The sequence below is a fragment of the Oerskovia enterophila genome, assembly GCF_001692445.1.
In the GTDB taxonomy this organism is placed as follows: domain Bacteria; phylum Actinomycetota; class Actinomycetes; order Actinomycetales; family Cellulomonadaceae; genus Oerskovia; species Oerskovia enterophila.
The window spans coordinates 1-13,333 of record NZ_MAQA01000039.1; the positions used below are offsets into that span (position 1 = coordinate 1).

Genomic DNA, 13,333 nt, shown 5'->3' on the forward strand with positions numbered 1-13,333 from the left:
GCCCCCGAGCGCCGACCCCGGGGGGAGCGCGCCCGCCCCCGAGATCGACACCGTGCTCTTCGACTTCGGCAACGTCCTGGTGACGTGGGACCCGTACGCGGCCTACGAGGGACGCATGGCCCGTGCCGACGTCGAGGCCTTCTTCGAGGCCGTCGACTTCCCCACGTTCAACGCGCGCCAGGACGCGGGCCGGTCCTGGGCCGACGCCCGCCGCGAGCTCGCCGAGCACCACCCCGGGCATGTGGGCACGCTCGACGTGTACACCGAGAACTTCGCGGCGAGCCTCGTGGGGCCCGTGCCCGGGACCGAGGAGGTGGTGCGCGAGCTGCGCACGCTCGGCGTCCGGCTGTACGGGCTGACGAACTGGTCCGCGGAGATGTTCCACGAGGCCGAGCCCGCGGCCCCGGCGATCGGGCTCATGGAGGACGTCCTGGTCTCGGGGCGCGTGGGGCTCGTCAAGCCGGACCCGCGCATCTTCGAGGTCGCGATCGAGCGCTTCGCCCTGGACCCCGCACGCACGCTCTTCGTCGACGACTCCGTGGCGAACGTCACGGCCGCCGGGACGCTGGGGTTCCGGACGCTGCGCTTCGAGCACGTCGAGGGGCTGCGCGCGAGGCTGCGAGAGCTCGGCGTCCAGGTCGCCGCGGCCTGATCCGCGCCCTGACCCGGCCCGGGCGCTGACGCCGCACCCGGCCCCGCGCACCGCCCGGACAGGGGCGCCCGTGGGGCGCCGCCGTCCCTGCCCGCAGGGGTGCACCGCCTAGACTCGCCCCATGCGTGTGCTCTTCGCCGGAACCCCGGAAGCGGCCGTCCCGGCCCTCGATGCCCTGATCGACTCCCGGCACGAGGTGGTCGCCGTCCTCACCCGCGCCGACGCGCCCTCGGGCCGCGGCCGCAAGCTGACCCCGAGCCCCGTGCGGGTCCGGGCCGAGGAGGCCGGGATCCCGGTCATCACCGACCGGCCCCGCGGCGCGGAGTTCGTCGCCCGGCTCGAGGCCCTCGAGATCGACTGCGCACCCGTCGTGGCGTACGGGCAGATCCTGCGCCGCGAGGTGCTCGACGTGCCCCGCTACGGCTGGGTCAACCTGCACTTCTCGGTGCTCCCCGCCTGGCGCGGCGCGGCCCCCGTGCAGCGTGCGATCATCGCGGGCGACGAGGTCACCGGCGCCACGACCTTCCTCCTCGAGGAGGGCCTGGACACCGGCCCCGTGCTGGGCACCGCGACCGAGACCATCCGCCCCCGCGACACCGCGGGCGACCTCCTGGGACGCCTGGCGACCTCGGGGGCCGGCCTGCTCGTGGCCACGCTCGACGCGATCGAGGACGGCGTGGCCTCCCCGGTCGCCCAGCCCGCCGAGGGCGTCAGCACCGCCGCCAAGCTCCTCCCGGAGGACGCGCACGTGCACTGGGCCCACCCCGCGCTCGCGATCGACCGTCAGGTGCGCGGCTGCACGCCCGCACCCGGCGCCTGGACCACGCTGCCGGACGGGGCCCGCCTGGGCCTGGGGCCCGTCGCGCCGCGCCCCGACGTGCAGGACCTGGCCCCCGGCGAGCTGCGCGCCGGGAAGCGCGAGGTCCTCGTGGGCACCGGCACGCACGCGGTCGCGCTCGGCGAGGTCGCCCCCGTGGGCAAGAAGCACATGGCCGCGACCGACTGGGCCCGCGGCGCCCGCCTGGGCGACCACGTCGTCCTGGGGACCCCCGACGACACGAAGGACCACGCATGAGCGGCGAGGCACGCACCCCCGGAAGCCCCCAGCGCGGCGGGGGCACCGGACCCGACCGGCCCGGCGGCGACCGCCGCGACGCCCAGGGCCGCGAGCGCGGCGCGGCCCGCGCCCGGGGCGCGGGCCAGCGGTCGGAGTCGGCGCCCTCCCAGCGGGCCAAGGTGACCGACCCCGCGCGCAACGTCGCGTTCGACGTCCTGCAGGAGGTCGCGTCCTCCGACGCCTACGCGAACCTCGTCCTGCCGCCCCTGCTGCGCGTGCGCGGCATCCGCGGGCGCGACGCGGCCTTCGCGACCGAGCTCGCCTACGGCACCCTGCGCCTGCGCGGGCGCTACGACGCGATCGTCTCCCGGTGCGTGGACCGCCCGCTCGACCAGGTCGACCCGAACGTGCTCGACCTGCTGCGCCTGGGCGCCCACCAGCTCCTGGGCATGCGCGTGGCCCAGCACGCGGCCGTCTCGGAGACCGTGGGCCTGGCCCGCGCCCGCGCCGGGGCGGGCAGCGCCCAGTTCGTCAACGCGGTCCTGCGCAAGATCTCGCGCTCGACCCTCGAGGAGTGGCTCGAGGTCATCTCCGCCGACGCGCCCGACGACGTCACGCGCCTCGCGATCACCCAGTCCCACCCCGTGTGGATCGCCCGCGCCATGCGCGAGGCACTGGTCGGCACGGGACGCTCGGCCGACGACCTGGCCGAGCTCCTCGAGGCCGACAACACCGCACCCCGGGTGACCCTCGTCGCGCGCCCCGGCCTGGTCAGCCGCGAGCGCCTCGCGGGCGAGGTCACGCACGACGTGCGCGGGGACGCCACCACGGCCCCCGGGCGCTGGGCGCCCACGGCCCTGGTCCTGTCCGGCTCGGACCCGGCCGCGATCCCCGCGGTCCGCCACGGGGCCGCGGGCGTCCAGGACGAGGGCAGCCAGCTCGTGACCCTCGCGTTCGCCGCGGTGCCCACGCTGCCCAGCGTGCCCGAGCTCCCCACTGCAGGCGCCGGCACCGGTGCTACGGCGGGCGACCTGCCCGACGGCGCCGCCAACCCCGACGAGCGCTGGCTCGACCTGTGCGCGGGCCCCGGCGGCAAGGCCGCGCTCCTGGCGTCCCTCGCGGGCGAGCAGGGCGCACGCATCGTCGCGAACGAGGTCGCCCCGCACCGGGCCCGCCTGGTCGAGCAGGCGCTCGCGGCCGTGCCGGCGGACGCGGTCGAGCGCGTGCAGGTGGGCGACGGTCGCCGGGTGGGGGTCGAGGAGCCCGGCGCGTACGACCGCGTCCTGGTCGACGCGCCCTGCACCGGTCTGGGGGCGCTGCGCCGGCGCCCGGAGTCGCGCTGGCGCCGCACCCCCGGCGACGTCGCGACCCTCACGACGCTGCAGCGCGAGCTCCTCGGCTCGGCCCTGGACGCCGTGCGCCCCGGCGGCGTCGTCGGGTACGTCACGTGCTCCCCGCACCTGGCGGAGACCCAGCTCGTGGTCAAGGACGTCCTGGCCGGGCGCGACGACGTCGAGGTCCTCGACGCGGCCGCGGCCGTGCGGCAGGTCGCGGGGGACGACATCCCCCTCGCGGACCGCACCGACGTGCAGCTGTGGCCGCACGTCCACGGGACCGACGCGATGCACCTGACGCTGCTGCGCCGTCGGGCCTGAGCGCTGCCGTCCGCGGCCGGGCCGGGTGGTGAAGGCCACCTGGCCCGGCCGTTCCGCGTTCCCGCACGCGGAGCGGGTGCCCTCTAGGCTGGTGCCCATGTCCGCACTCATCGCCCCCAGCATCCTGTCCGCCGACTTCGCGAACCTCGAGCGCGACCTGGGCGCGATCGCGACCGCCGACTACGCGCACGTCGACGTGATGGACAACCACTTCGTGCCCAACCTGACCCTGGGGCTGCCGATCTTCGAGCGCCTGGCCCAGGTGTCCCCGGTGCCGATCGACGCGCACCTCATGATCGCCGACCCGGACCGCTGGGCTCCCGGCTACGCCGAGGCCGGCGCCGCGTCCGTCACCTTCCACGCCGAGGCCGCCACGGCCCCCGTGCGCCTGGCGCGCGAGCTGCGCCGCCTGGGCTCGCGCGCGGGCCTCGCGCTGCGCCCCGCGACGTCGGTCGAGCCGTTCCTGGACCTGCTGCCCGAGTTCGACATGCTCCTGGTCATGACGGTCGAGCCGGGCTTCGGCGGCCAGTCCTTCATCGAGGGCACGCTGCCCAAGATCCGCCGCATCCGCGACGCCGTGTCCGAGGCCGGCCTCGACGTGTGGATCCAGGTCGACGGCGGCGTCTCGCGCGCCACGATCGAGCGCGCGGCCGAGGCCGGCGCCAACGTGTTCGTCGCGGGCTCGGCGGTCTACGGGGCGGAGAGCATCCCCGAGGAGATCGCGGCCCTGCGGGCGCTCGCGGAGGGCCACGCGCACTGACGTCGTTCACATCGGTCCAGCCCGCGGGACGGGCAGGGCTGCGTGCCCGCCGTCGAACGCCGGTGTGGCATGCTGGGTGGAGACGAGAAGCCGGGCCCGGCGCGCACCTTCGGTGGGCGGGGTCCGGGCTCGACAGCATGAGCAGTACGCACACACGTGCTCCGGGGTCGGTGTAATTCCGAGCCGGCGGTGACAGTCCGCGACCCACGCCTCGGCGTGGTTGACCTGGTGGAACTCCAGGACCGACGGTGAAAGTCCGGATGGGAGGAAGTACGTGGCGGCGCGGGGCGGAGCCCTGTGCCGTGGTGTCGTGACGTCCGTGGACCCTCGGGTCCCGTGGCGTCCGCCACCCCTCACCCCGGAGCGTCGTGCTCACCGGGAGGAGGACGTATGGGCGCCAGGCCCACCCTGACGATCGACGCCGCGATGGTGCGCGCGCTCGAGCTGGCCGCGCGCGGTCCGGCGCACGGCCCCAACCCGCGCGTGGGCTGTGTCCTGCTGGGGGCCGTGCCCCGCCCGTTGGACTCCCTGCCCGACGGCGCCGCTCCCGGCCCCGTGGACGACGCACCCCGGGCGGTGCTCGCGGAGGGCTTCCACCGGGGCGCGGGCACCGCGCACGCCGAGGCCGCGGCCCTGGCCGACGCCCGCGAGCGCGGCGTGGACGTGCGCGGCGCGACGGCCGTGGTGACGCTCGAGCCCTGCAACCACACCGGACGCACCGGGCCCTGCGCCCAGGCGCTGCTGGACGCGGGCGTGGCGGAGGTCGTCTACGCCGTGGGCGACCCGAACCCGGTCGCCACCGGGGGTGGCGAGCGCCTGCGCGCGGCCGGGGTGCGCGTCGCCGCAGGGTTGCGCGAGGCCGAGGGCGAACGGCTGCTCGGCCCGTGGCTGGTCGCCGTGCGCCGGGGGAGCCCGTACGTGACCCTCAAGCTCGCCTCGACCCTGGACGGGCGCGTGGCGGCCCTCGACGGCACCTCGCAGTGGATCACCGGTCCGGTCGCGCGCGCGCACGCCCACCGGGTGCGTGCGCAGGTCGACGCGATCCTCGTGGGCACCGGCACGGTCCTGGCCGACGACCCGTCGCTCACGGCGCGCACACCGGTCGCCTCGCCCGCGAGCGCCGCTCACGGTGACGAGCGTGCGGCCGGGCCCGAGCCCGGGCTTGCCGACCATCAGCCGGTGAGGGTCGCTGGTGGGGTGGTCGGGCTGGAGCCCGGGCTTGCCGACCATCAGCCGGTGAGGGTCGTCGTCGGGCTCCGTGACCTTCCTGCGCACGCGCGGCTCGCTCCGGGCGGGGCCTGGAGGGCCGACGGCGGCGGGCCCGTGCTGCACCTGCGCACGCGCGACGTGCGGGCCGTGCTGGCCGACCTGGGCGCTCGCGAGGTGCGTCACGTCCTGGTCGAGGGCGGGCCGGGCCTGGCGACCGCGTTCCTCGCGGCCGGGGCGGTCGACGAGATCCACGCCTACCTCGCCCCCGTGCTGCTGGGGGCGGGCCTGGGTGCGGTGGGCGACCTGGGCGTGAGCACGCTCGCGGGCGCTCCCCGCTTCACCACGCACGACGTGCGCCGCCTGGGCGAGGACGTCCTGGTCGTGGCCCGTGCCTCACCCGCTGCCCCCGCACACCTCCCGAGCACCGTCCCCAGCACCACCCCCGAACAGGAGAGCTGATGTTCACCGGAATCGTCGAAGAGATCGGTACGGTCCGCGAGATCGCGTTCCCGGGCGGTCAGGAGTCCGACGCGGTCCTGACCGTGCACGGCCCCCTGGCCACCTCGGACGCGCACCTGGGCGACTCGATCGCGGTCAACGGCGTGTGCCTGACCGTGACGGGTGTGGGTCAGGACGGCTCGTTCACGGCCGACGTGATGCCCGAGTCGCTGCGCCGCACCGCGCTCGGCGACCTGGCCGCCGGGTCGCCGGTGAACCTCGAGCGGGCCGTGCGGGCCGACACGCGCCTGGGTGGGCACATCGTCCAGGGCCACGTCGACGGCGTCGGCGAGCTCGTGAGCCGCACGCCGGGCGAGCGGTGGGACGACCTGGTCCTGTCCGCGCCCGCGGGCCTGACCCGCTACGTCGCGGAGAAGGGCTCGATCACGGTCAGCGGCGTCTCCCTGACCGTGACGCACGTGGGCGAGACGACGTTCGGCGTCTCGCTGATCCCCACCACGCTCGAGGCCACGATCCTGGGCTCGCTCGTGCCGGGCGACCGGGTCAACCTCGAGGTCGACGTGATCGCGAAGTACGTCGAGCGCCTGCTCGGCGCCCGCGAGCCCCACGGGGACGGCGCCTCGGGCGCGAGGACCCCCTCGACCGCCACCGACCTGCTCGGCACGAGCGCAGCACAGGAACGAGCACCGCGATGAGCACCCTCCCGGGCAGTGAAGAACCCGTCGACCCCGCCGCTCGCGCCGTCCCCGCCTCGGCCCCGCACGTGGACCCCGTGCGCACCGGCACCATCGAGGAGGCCCTGGACGCGATCCGCGCGGGGCGCCCCGTCCTGGTCGCCGACTCCCCGGACCGTGAGAACGAGGCCGACGTGATCTTCGCAGCCCGCACCGTGACCCCCGAGTGGGTCGCGTGGACGATCCGTCACTCCTCGGGCTACCTGTGCGCGCCCATGCCGGCCGCGCGCGCCGACGCCCTGGACCTGCCGCTCATGGTCCCGCACAGCCAGGACCCGCGGCGCACGGCGTACACGGTCACGGTCGACGCGGCCACGGGCGTGACCACGGGCATCTCCGCGGCCGACCGGGCCCGGACCCTGCACGTCCTGGCCGACCCCGCCTCGGGCGCGGGCGACCTCATCCGCCCCGGGCACGTCCTGCCCCTGCGGGCCGTGCCGGGCGGGGTGCTGCACCGTGCCGGGCACACCGAGGCCGCGGTCGACCTGGTGCGCCTGGCCGGGGCGGGCGAGGTCGGGGGGATCGCCGAGCTCGTCAACGACGACGGCACCATGATGCGGCTCGACGACGCCGCGCACGCCGCCGCGGAGGCGGGCCTGGTCCTCATCACCATCGCGGACCTCATCGCCTGGCGCCGCGAGCACGACCCCGTCGTGCCCGAGCACGAGGCCGCACCGAGGGCCACGCCCCGCGTGCAGGCCACGAGCGTCGCCGACCTGCCCACCGCGCACGGGCACTTCCGCGTCCACGGCTACCGCGACCTGCGCACGGGGGCCGAGCACGTGGCCCTGGTGCCCGTGGCGGTGCCCGCCGGGGGAGGGGGCGCCGCCGACCCGGGGCCGGGCGCCGCGGGCGCGACGCCGCTCGTGCGCGTGCACTCCGAGTGCCTGACCGGGGACGCGTTCGGGTCGCTGCGCTGCGACTGCGGCCCCCAGCTGCAGGCCTCCATGGAGCGCGTGGCCGCCCAGGGCGGGGCAGTGGTGTACCTGCGCGGGCACGAGGGCCGCGGGATCGGCCTGCTCGCCAAGATCGGCGCCTACGAGCTCCAGGACGCGGGCTTCGACACCGTGCAGGCCAACCTCGAGCTCGGCTGGCCCGTGGACCGGCGCGAGTACGGGGCCGCGGCCGCGATCCTCACCGACCTGGGTCTGGACCACGTCACGCTGCTGACGAACAACCCGGCCAAGGTCACGGGCCTGGCCGCGCACGGCATCGACGTCGTGGACGCCCACCGGCTCGAGGTCGGGCACGGCGAGCACAACCACGGGTACCTCATGACCAAGAAGGTCGCGATGGGCCACCTCCTGGACACCCTCGAGATCACGCCCGAGCCGGCCACCGGCCCCGGGCTCGTACCGACCGACCCCACCAGCACACCCACCACCACCGAGGAGAGCGACCGATGAGCGGCGCAGGAGCACCCCAGATCACCGTCGACGGCACCGGGCTACGGGTCACCGTGGTCGCCGCCAGCTGGCACACCGAGGTCATGGACGGCCTCCTCGCGGGGGCCCGCCGGGCGCTCGCGGCCGCGCACGTCACGCACGTCAAGGAGATCCGGGTCCCGGGCTCGTTCGAGCTGCCCGTGGCCGCGGCGCGGGCGGCCGAGCGCGGCGCGGACGCGGTGATCGCGCTCGGCGTCGTGATCCGCGGGGGGACCCCGCACTTCGAGTACGTGTGCTCGGCCGCGACCACGGGCCTGACGGACGTCTCGGTGCGCACGGGGGTCCCGGTGGGCTTCGGGGTGCTCACGTGCGACGACGAGCAGCAGGCGCTGGACCGTGCGGGGCTGCCCGGCTCGCGCGAGGACAAGGGGGCCGAGGCCGTCGAGGCGGCGATCGCGACCGTCGTGGCGCTGCGCGACCTCTGAGGTCTCCTCCGGCGGGTCGTCGGCGGGTCGTCGACCACTGGCGACATCCGGCGACGCTGTCGTCGACGGGCCCGTCGGCCGGGCACGGGACCGACGGGTGACCGGTGGGCGGGACGGTTGGGCCCGCCGGTCACGGGGCGACTACCCTGGTCGGGTGAAGACGTTCGAAGGGCTGTTCGCCGAGCTCACCGAGAAGGCCACCACCCGACCCGCCGGTTCCGGCACGGTTGCGGAGCTGGATGCCGGTGTCCATGCGATCGGGAAGAAGATCGTCGAGGAGGCCGCCGAGGTGTGGATGGCGGCCGAGTACGAGGGTGACGACAAGACGGCCGAGGAGGTCTCCCAGCTCCTGTACCACGTGCAGGTGCTGCTCCTGGCCAAGGGCCTGACCCTGCAGGACGTGTACAAGCATCTGTGAGCCCGGCCAGGTCCGGGTCCAGGGGGAGGCGCACGGGGGCTCAGGCACCCGGGTCGCTTCCCTCACGCATGTCCGTCGTCCGCAGTCGTCCACCGTCCGTCCCTGCGCGCCGGCCGTCGCCGGCGCACCGACCGGGTGATCGGTCGTCCTGACCGCCCCGTTCCCCGAACTCCCCAAGAAACGCGAGGATCTCGTGCTCCGCATCGCCGTTCCCAACAAGGGCTCCCTGTCCGAGCCCGCCGTCGACATGCTCCGCGAGGCCGGCTACCGCCAGCGCCGCGACACCCGTGAGCTCGTGCTCGCGGACCCGGACAACGACGTCGAGTTCTTCTTCCTGCGCCCGCGCGACATCGCGGTGTACGTGGGCACCGGCACGGTCGACGCCGGCATCACGGGCCGCGACCTGCTGCTCGACTCGGGGGCCGCGGCCGTCGAGCACATGCAGCTGGGCTTCGCGGGCTCCACGTTCCGGTACGCGGCCCCCGTGGGCACCATCACGTCCCTCGACCAGGTCGAGGGCCTGCGCGTGGCCACCTCCTACGAGGTCCTGGTGGAGAACCACCTGCGCGCCAACGGCGTCACGGCCTCGGTCGTGCACCTGGACGGCGCGGTCGAGTCCGCGGTCCAGCTCGGCATCGCCGACGTCGTCGCGGACGTCGTGTCCACGGGCACGACCCTGCGCGGGGCGGGCCTGGAGGTCTTCGGCGACCCGATCCTGAAGTCCGAGGCCGTCCTGATCCGCCCGGCCTCGGTGAGCGACGACGCGGTCTCCGCGGGCCTGGAGACGCTCACGCGCCGCCTCCTGGGCGTCCTCACGGCCCGTCAGTACGTCCTGATGGACTACGACGTGCCCGCACACCTCGTCGAGGCCGCAGTGGCCCTCACGCCCGGCCTGGAGTCCCCGACCGTCTCCCCGCTGCACGACCGCGACTGGGCGGCCGTGCGCGCCATGGTGCGCCGCGACCAGACGAACAAGCTCATGGACGCCCTCTACGAGGTCGGGGCACGCGCGATCCTCGTGACCTCGATCCACGCCTGCCGCCTCTGAGGCCACGGGCCACCCTGCCCGGCGACCGTTGCCCGGTGCCTCGACGCGTCGTCCTCGCGCGGGGTCACCGGGCAACGTCGTTCCCGGGTGCTCCCGGCCCCGGCCGGGCCTGGTGAGCGCCCGGGGCGCCCTGCGCACGAGCCGGTGAGAGCGCACGAGCGCGGGGTCCGCCCCCCGCGGCGCTCAGCGCCCCGGGCGCTCGTCGCTCGCCAGCACCTGGTACATGGCGTGGTCCTGCCAGCGGCCCGCGATCTGCAGGTAGCCCGGGGCCAGGCCGTACCGGGTGAACCCGTTGCGTTCGAGCACACGCTGCGAGGCGGCGTTGTGCACGAGGGTCTCGGCCTGCACACGGTGCAGACCCAGCGGCCCGAACGCGTGGTCGACCATCTCTCCCACGGCCGCGGTCGCCAGGCCCCGTCCGTTGTGCGCCTCGTCGACCCAGTAGCCCAGCGCGCACGAGCGCAGGGCTCCCCGCACGATCCCCGAGGCGATGATCCAGCCGACGACCCGCCCGTCCTCGGTCACCACGACCCGGGCCGCGACGCTCCCGGCGCGTTCCTGCGCGAGGGCGGCGGCGACGCTCGCGTGCTGGCCCGCGAGCGTGAACCACTCCTCGGGGCGCTCGGGCTCGAACGGGGCGAGGAACTCCTGGTTGGTGCGCAGGAGGTCGGCCAGGGCCGGGGCGTCGTCGGGGTGCAGGGCACGGGTGGTGGGCACGCCCCATGGTCCCTCACCCGGCGACCGCGTCCGGCGACGAGGTCACGGGGTGGACCAGGAGCACGCGCAGGACGTCGACCCGGACTCGCGCACGGGGGAGGATGGAGGCGTGAGCAGCCACGTCGCACCGGCCGCCGGAGACCTGCCCGGCGACCCCTACGCCCCCTTCCGGCCCCGCTGGGGCACCGCGGTCGCCTACACGGCCGCGGTCGTGATCCTGGCCGGGTGCACGTTCGTCGCCCTGGTCGCCACCGGGCCAGGAACCGACTCGGGGTGGAACAAGGCCGCCACCATCGGCGTCGGGGCGTTCTGCGCGCTGATCCTGTGGCGCCTGGGACAGGTCCGGGCCACCGTGACCCCCGAACAGCTCACGGTCCACAACATCCTCTTCACCCGCCGCCTGGAATGGGCCGAGGTCCTCTCCGTGCGCTTCGGCCCCGGCGACCCCTGGGTGCGCCTTGACCTCTCCGACGGCAAGGCGCTCGCGGTCATGGGCATCCAGCGTGCGGACGGGGCGCGGCGCAGCGAGGAGCAGGCTGCCCGCCTCGCGGCCCTCGTCCAGGCCCTGGGCGAGGCGTCCGAGGACTGACGCGGCGCCGTCGGGCGTCCTGCAGCCCTGCGCCCGCTCCTGCCCGCGCACCGCCCCGGGTCCCAGGAACGCGTGAGGGCCCCCGGAACCTGACGGTTCCGGGGGCCCTCACGTCGTGCTCAGCGGCCTGTGGTCAGGCCGAGCGAGAGATCAGCGCTCACCCGTGCGGTAACGGGGAGCCTTGCGCTCACCGCCACGCTCGGGACGCTCGTCGTAACGACCGGCCGGGCCGTGGCCCGAGTAACCGCCCGAACGGGGAGCGGAGCCACCGGCGCGCGGGGCACGGCTGCCCTGGGGCGCACCCTGGTCGACCTGGATGCGCAGCGACTTGCCGGCGACGCGCGCCCGCGAGATGCGGTCGATCGTGGCCGAGTCGAGCGGCGTCGCGATGTCCACCAGCGAGAAGCTCGGGAAGATGTCGATCTTGCCGAGGTCCTTGCCGTTGAGGCCACCCTCGTTCGTCAGGGCCCCCACGATGCCCGACGGCTGGGCGCCGTGCGTGTGCCCGACGGCCAGGCGGTACCGGGTGCCCACGACGTCGCGGCGGATGCCACGCTCGCCGCCACGCCCACCCTCACGCGGACCGCGGGAGTCACGGTCACCGTAGGGACGCGACTCGCGCTCACGGCGGGCGTTCTTGGCCTCGGCACGCTGCGCCTCGAAGAGCTCCTGCTCCTCGCGGGCCTTGGGGCCGTCGTCGCCGACCGACAGGGCGACCAGCACGGCAGCCAGGTCGATGGGGTCCACGTCCGACTCGGCGACGTACGCCGCGACCAGGTCGCGGTACATCGACAGGCGACCGGCAGCCTGACGCTCGGCGACCTGACCCAGGATGCGGCGCGCCTTGTGCGCGGACACGTCCGCGGGGGAGGGCACGTCGACCTCCTCGAGCGTCGCGCGGATCGTCTTCTCGATGAACTTCAGACGGTTGCGCTCGCCCGGGGTCACGAAGCTCAGGGCCTCGCCCGTGCGCCCGGCACGGCCCGTACGACCGATGCGGTGCACGTACGCCTCGGGCTCGCCCGGCAGGTCGAAGTTCACGACCAGACCGATGCGGTCCACGTCCAGGCCGCGCGCCGCGACGTCCGTCGCGACCAGCACGTCCAGTGCGCCCGAGCGCAGGCGCTCGACGATCTTCTCGCGGTCCTTCTGCGCCACGTCACCCGAGATCGTGGCCGCCGAGATGCCGCGCTCGACGAGAGCCGAACCGACCTCCTCGGCCGCACCCCGGGTACGGGTGAACACGATCGCCGCGTCGGCGTCCGAGGTCGCGAGCACACGCACCAGGGCACCGGTCTTGTGACGGAACGGCACCACCGAGTACGTCTGACGCACCGACGTGACCGTCGAGGACTGACGCGTGACCGCGATCTCGACCGGGTCGTTCAGGTGCTGGGCGGCCACGCGACGGATCGGAGCCGGCATCGTCGCGGAGAACAGGGCGACCTGACGCTCACGCGGAGCCTGACCGAAGATCTTCTCGACGTCCTCGGCGAAGCCCATGCGCAGCATCTCGTCGGCCTCGTCCAGCACCAGGTAACGGATGTCGTCCAGCACCAGGCTGCGACGCTCCAGGTGGTCCATCACGCGGCCAGGGGTCCCGACGACGATCTGGGCGCCACGCTGCAGCGCACGCTGCTGAGGCTGGTAGGGGGAGCCGCCGTAGACCGCGACGACCTCGATGCCCGGCACGTGCTTGGCGAACGACTCGATCGCCTCGGCGACCTGCATCGCGAGCTCACGCGTCGGAGCCAGGACCAGGCCCTGGACACGACCCAGGTTCGGGTCGATCGCAGCCAGCATCGGCAGACCGAACGCGGCCGTCTTGCCCGTACCGGTCTGGGCGACGCCCGTGATGTCACGCCCCGAGAGCAGCGCAGGGATCGCCCGCTCCTGGATGGCGGAAGGAATGGTGAAGCCCAGGTCCGTCACGGCCTGGAGGATGTTCGTGGGCAGACCGAGGTCCGCGAACGTGGGGCCCGACTGCTCGGCAGGAGCCGGCGTCTGGGCCGCCTCGACCTGGTCCTGGGCGTACGAGGGCGCAGAGGTGTCAAGAGACATAGAGATGTGTTCAACCGTTTCGCTGAGGGTGGGAGTTACGCGTGGTTGCCAAGTCGGCTCTCCACTGGCCGCACTCCCGAACACACACCGGTGACTCGCCCGCG

General features: G+C 74.9%; 13 protein-coding genes and 1 riboswitch. Of the genes, 11 read left to right on the forward strand and 2 right to left on the reverse strand.

From position 1 onward, the window contains the following. The 10 genes from OERS_RS14650 to hisG form a co-directional block, all read left to right on the forward strand. A partial coding sequence (locus tag OERS_RS14650) for an HAD family hydrolase (RefSeq protein WP_322788302.1) occupies window positions 1-652 on the forward strand: 652 nt, incomplete at its 5' end. A 121-nt stretch (window positions 653-773) separates the two neighbouring features. Next, complete coding sequence (gene fmt / locus OERS_RS14655; RefSeq protein ID WP_068626545.1) at window positions 774-1,727, forward strand: methionyl-tRNA formyltransferase; 954 nt, start codon at window positions 774-776, stop codon at window positions 1,725-1,727. After that, entirely contained in the window at window positions 1,724-3,364 is a 1,641-nt protein-coding gene (locus OERS_RS14660) for an RsmB/NOP family class I SAM-dependent RNA methyltransferase (RefSeq protein WP_068626547.1), read from the forward strand. The genes fmt and OERS_RS14660 overlap by 4 nt, the downstream gene beginning before the upstream one ends. 97 nt (window positions 3,365-3,461) lie before the next feature. Further along, the gene (rpe, locus tag OERS_RS14665) at window positions 3,462-4,124 is read left to right on the forward strand and encodes a ribulose-phosphate 3-epimerase (protein ID WP_068626549.1); all 663 of its coding nucleotides are present in this window, start codon (window positions 3,462-3,464) and stop codon (window positions 4,122-4,124) included. A gap of 152 nt (window positions 4,125-4,276) precedes the next feature. After that, window positions 4,277-4,402: riboswitch (FMN riboswitch) on the forward strand. Between the two features lie 112 nt (window positions 4,403-4,514). Further along, a complete protein-coding gene (ribD, locus tag OERS_RS14670) occupies window positions 4,515-5,792 on the forward strand; it encodes a bifunctional diaminohydroxyphosphoribosylaminopyrimidine deaminase/5-amino-6-(5-phosphoribosylamino)uracil reductase RibD (protein WP_068626551.1) in 1,278 nt (425 codons plus the stop codon). Next, window positions 5,792-6,487: a riboflavin synthase gene (locus tag OERS_RS14675; protein WP_083201498.1), complete on the forward strand. Its 696-nt coding sequence runs from the start codon at window positions 5,792-5,794 to the stop codon at window positions 6,485-6,487. The genes ribD and OERS_RS14675 overlap by 1 nt, the downstream gene beginning before the upstream one ends. Beyond that, a complete protein-coding gene (gene ribB, locus OERS_RS14680; RefSeq protein ID WP_083201499.1) occupies window positions 6,484-7,932 on the forward strand; it encodes a 3,4-dihydroxy-2-butanone-4-phosphate synthase in 1,449 nt (482 codons plus the stop codon). Before OERS_RS14675 ends, ribB begins: the two co-directional genes overlap by 4 nt. After that, window positions 7,929-8,396, forward strand: a complete 468-nt coding sequence (gene ribH, locus OERS_RS14685; RefSeq protein WP_068626553.1) for a 6,7-dimethyl-8-ribityllumazine synthase — start codon at window positions 7,929-7,931, stop codon at window positions 8,394-8,396. Before ribB ends, ribH begins: the two co-directional genes overlap by 4 nt. 154 nt (window positions 8,397-8,550) lie before the next feature. Then, window positions 8,551-8,814 carry a phosphoribosyl-ATP diphosphatase gene (locus OERS_RS14690; RefSeq protein ID WP_056651951.1) on the forward strand — a complete coding sequence of 88 codons (264 nt, stop codon included), beginning with the start codon at window positions 8,551-8,553 and terminating at the stop codon, window positions 8,812-8,814. Between the two features lie 193 nt (window positions 8,815-9,007). Further along, window positions 9,008-9,862 (forward strand): ATP phosphoribosyltransferase, encoded by an 855-nt coding sequence (hisG, locus tag OERS_RS14695; RefSeq protein ID WP_068626554.1) that lies wholly within the window; start codon window positions 9,008-9,010, stop codon window positions 9,860-9,862. A gap of 183 nt (window positions 9,863-10,045) precedes the next feature. Here the strand turns inward: hisG and OERS_RS14700 are convergent, their stop codons facing one another. Further along, complete coding sequence (locus OERS_RS14700) at window positions 10,046-10,579, reverse strand: GNAT family N-acetyltransferase (RefSeq protein ID WP_068626555.1); 534 nt, start codon at window positions 10,577-10,579, stop codon at window positions 10,046-10,048. A 109-nt stretch (window positions 10,580-10,688) separates the two neighbouring features. Here OERS_RS14700 and OERS_RS14705 point away from each other — a divergent pair, with 109 nt between their 5' ends. Beyond that, complete coding sequence (locus OERS_RS14705; RefSeq protein ID WP_068626591.1) at window positions 10,689-11,168, forward strand: PH domain-containing protein; 480 nt, start codon at window positions 10,689-10,691, stop codon at window positions 11,166-11,168. A 150-nt stretch (window positions 11,169-11,318) separates the two neighbouring features. Here OERS_RS14705 and OERS_RS14710 read toward each other — a convergent pair whose 3' ends face one another. Beyond that, window positions 11,319-13,229 carry a DEAD/DEAH box helicase gene (locus OERS_RS14710; RefSeq protein ID WP_068626558.1) on the reverse strand — a complete coding sequence of 637 codons (1,911 nt, stop codon included), beginning with the start codon at window positions 13,227-13,229 and terminating at the stop codon, window positions 11,319-11,321. Window positions 13,230-13,333 lie beyond the last annotated feature (104 nt).

Coding starts and splice junctions, on each gene's coding strand:
- fmt (WP_068626545.1), top strand. CDS start 774: ATGCGTGTGCTCTTCGCCGGAACCCCGGAAGCGGCCGTCCCGGCCCTC.
- OERS_RS14660 (WP_068626547.1), top strand. CDS start 1,724: ATGAGCGGCGAGGCACGCACCCCCGGAAGCCCCCAGCGCGGCGGGGGC.
- rpe (WP_068626549.1), top strand. CDS start 3,462: ATGTCCGCACTCATCGCCCCCAGCATCCTGTCCGCCGACTTCGCGAAC.
- ribD (WP_068626551.1), top strand. CDS start 4,515: ATGGGCGCCAGGCCCACCCTGACGATCGACGCCGCGATGGTGCGCGCG.
- OERS_RS14675 (WP_083201498.1), top strand. CDS start 5,792: ATGTTCACCGGAATCGTCGAAGAGATCGGTACGGTCCGCGAGATCGCG.
- ribB (WP_083201499.1), top strand. CDS start 6,484: ATGAGCACCCTCCCGGGCAGTGAAGAACCCGTCGACCCCGCCGCTCGC.
- ribH (WP_068626553.1), top strand. CDS start 7,929: ATGAGCGGCGCAGGAGCACCCCAGATCACCGTCGACGGCACCGGGCTA.
- OERS_RS14710 (WP_068626558.1), bottom strand. CDS start 13,229: ATGTCTCTTGACACCTCTGCGCCCTCGTACGCCCAGGACCAGGTCGAG.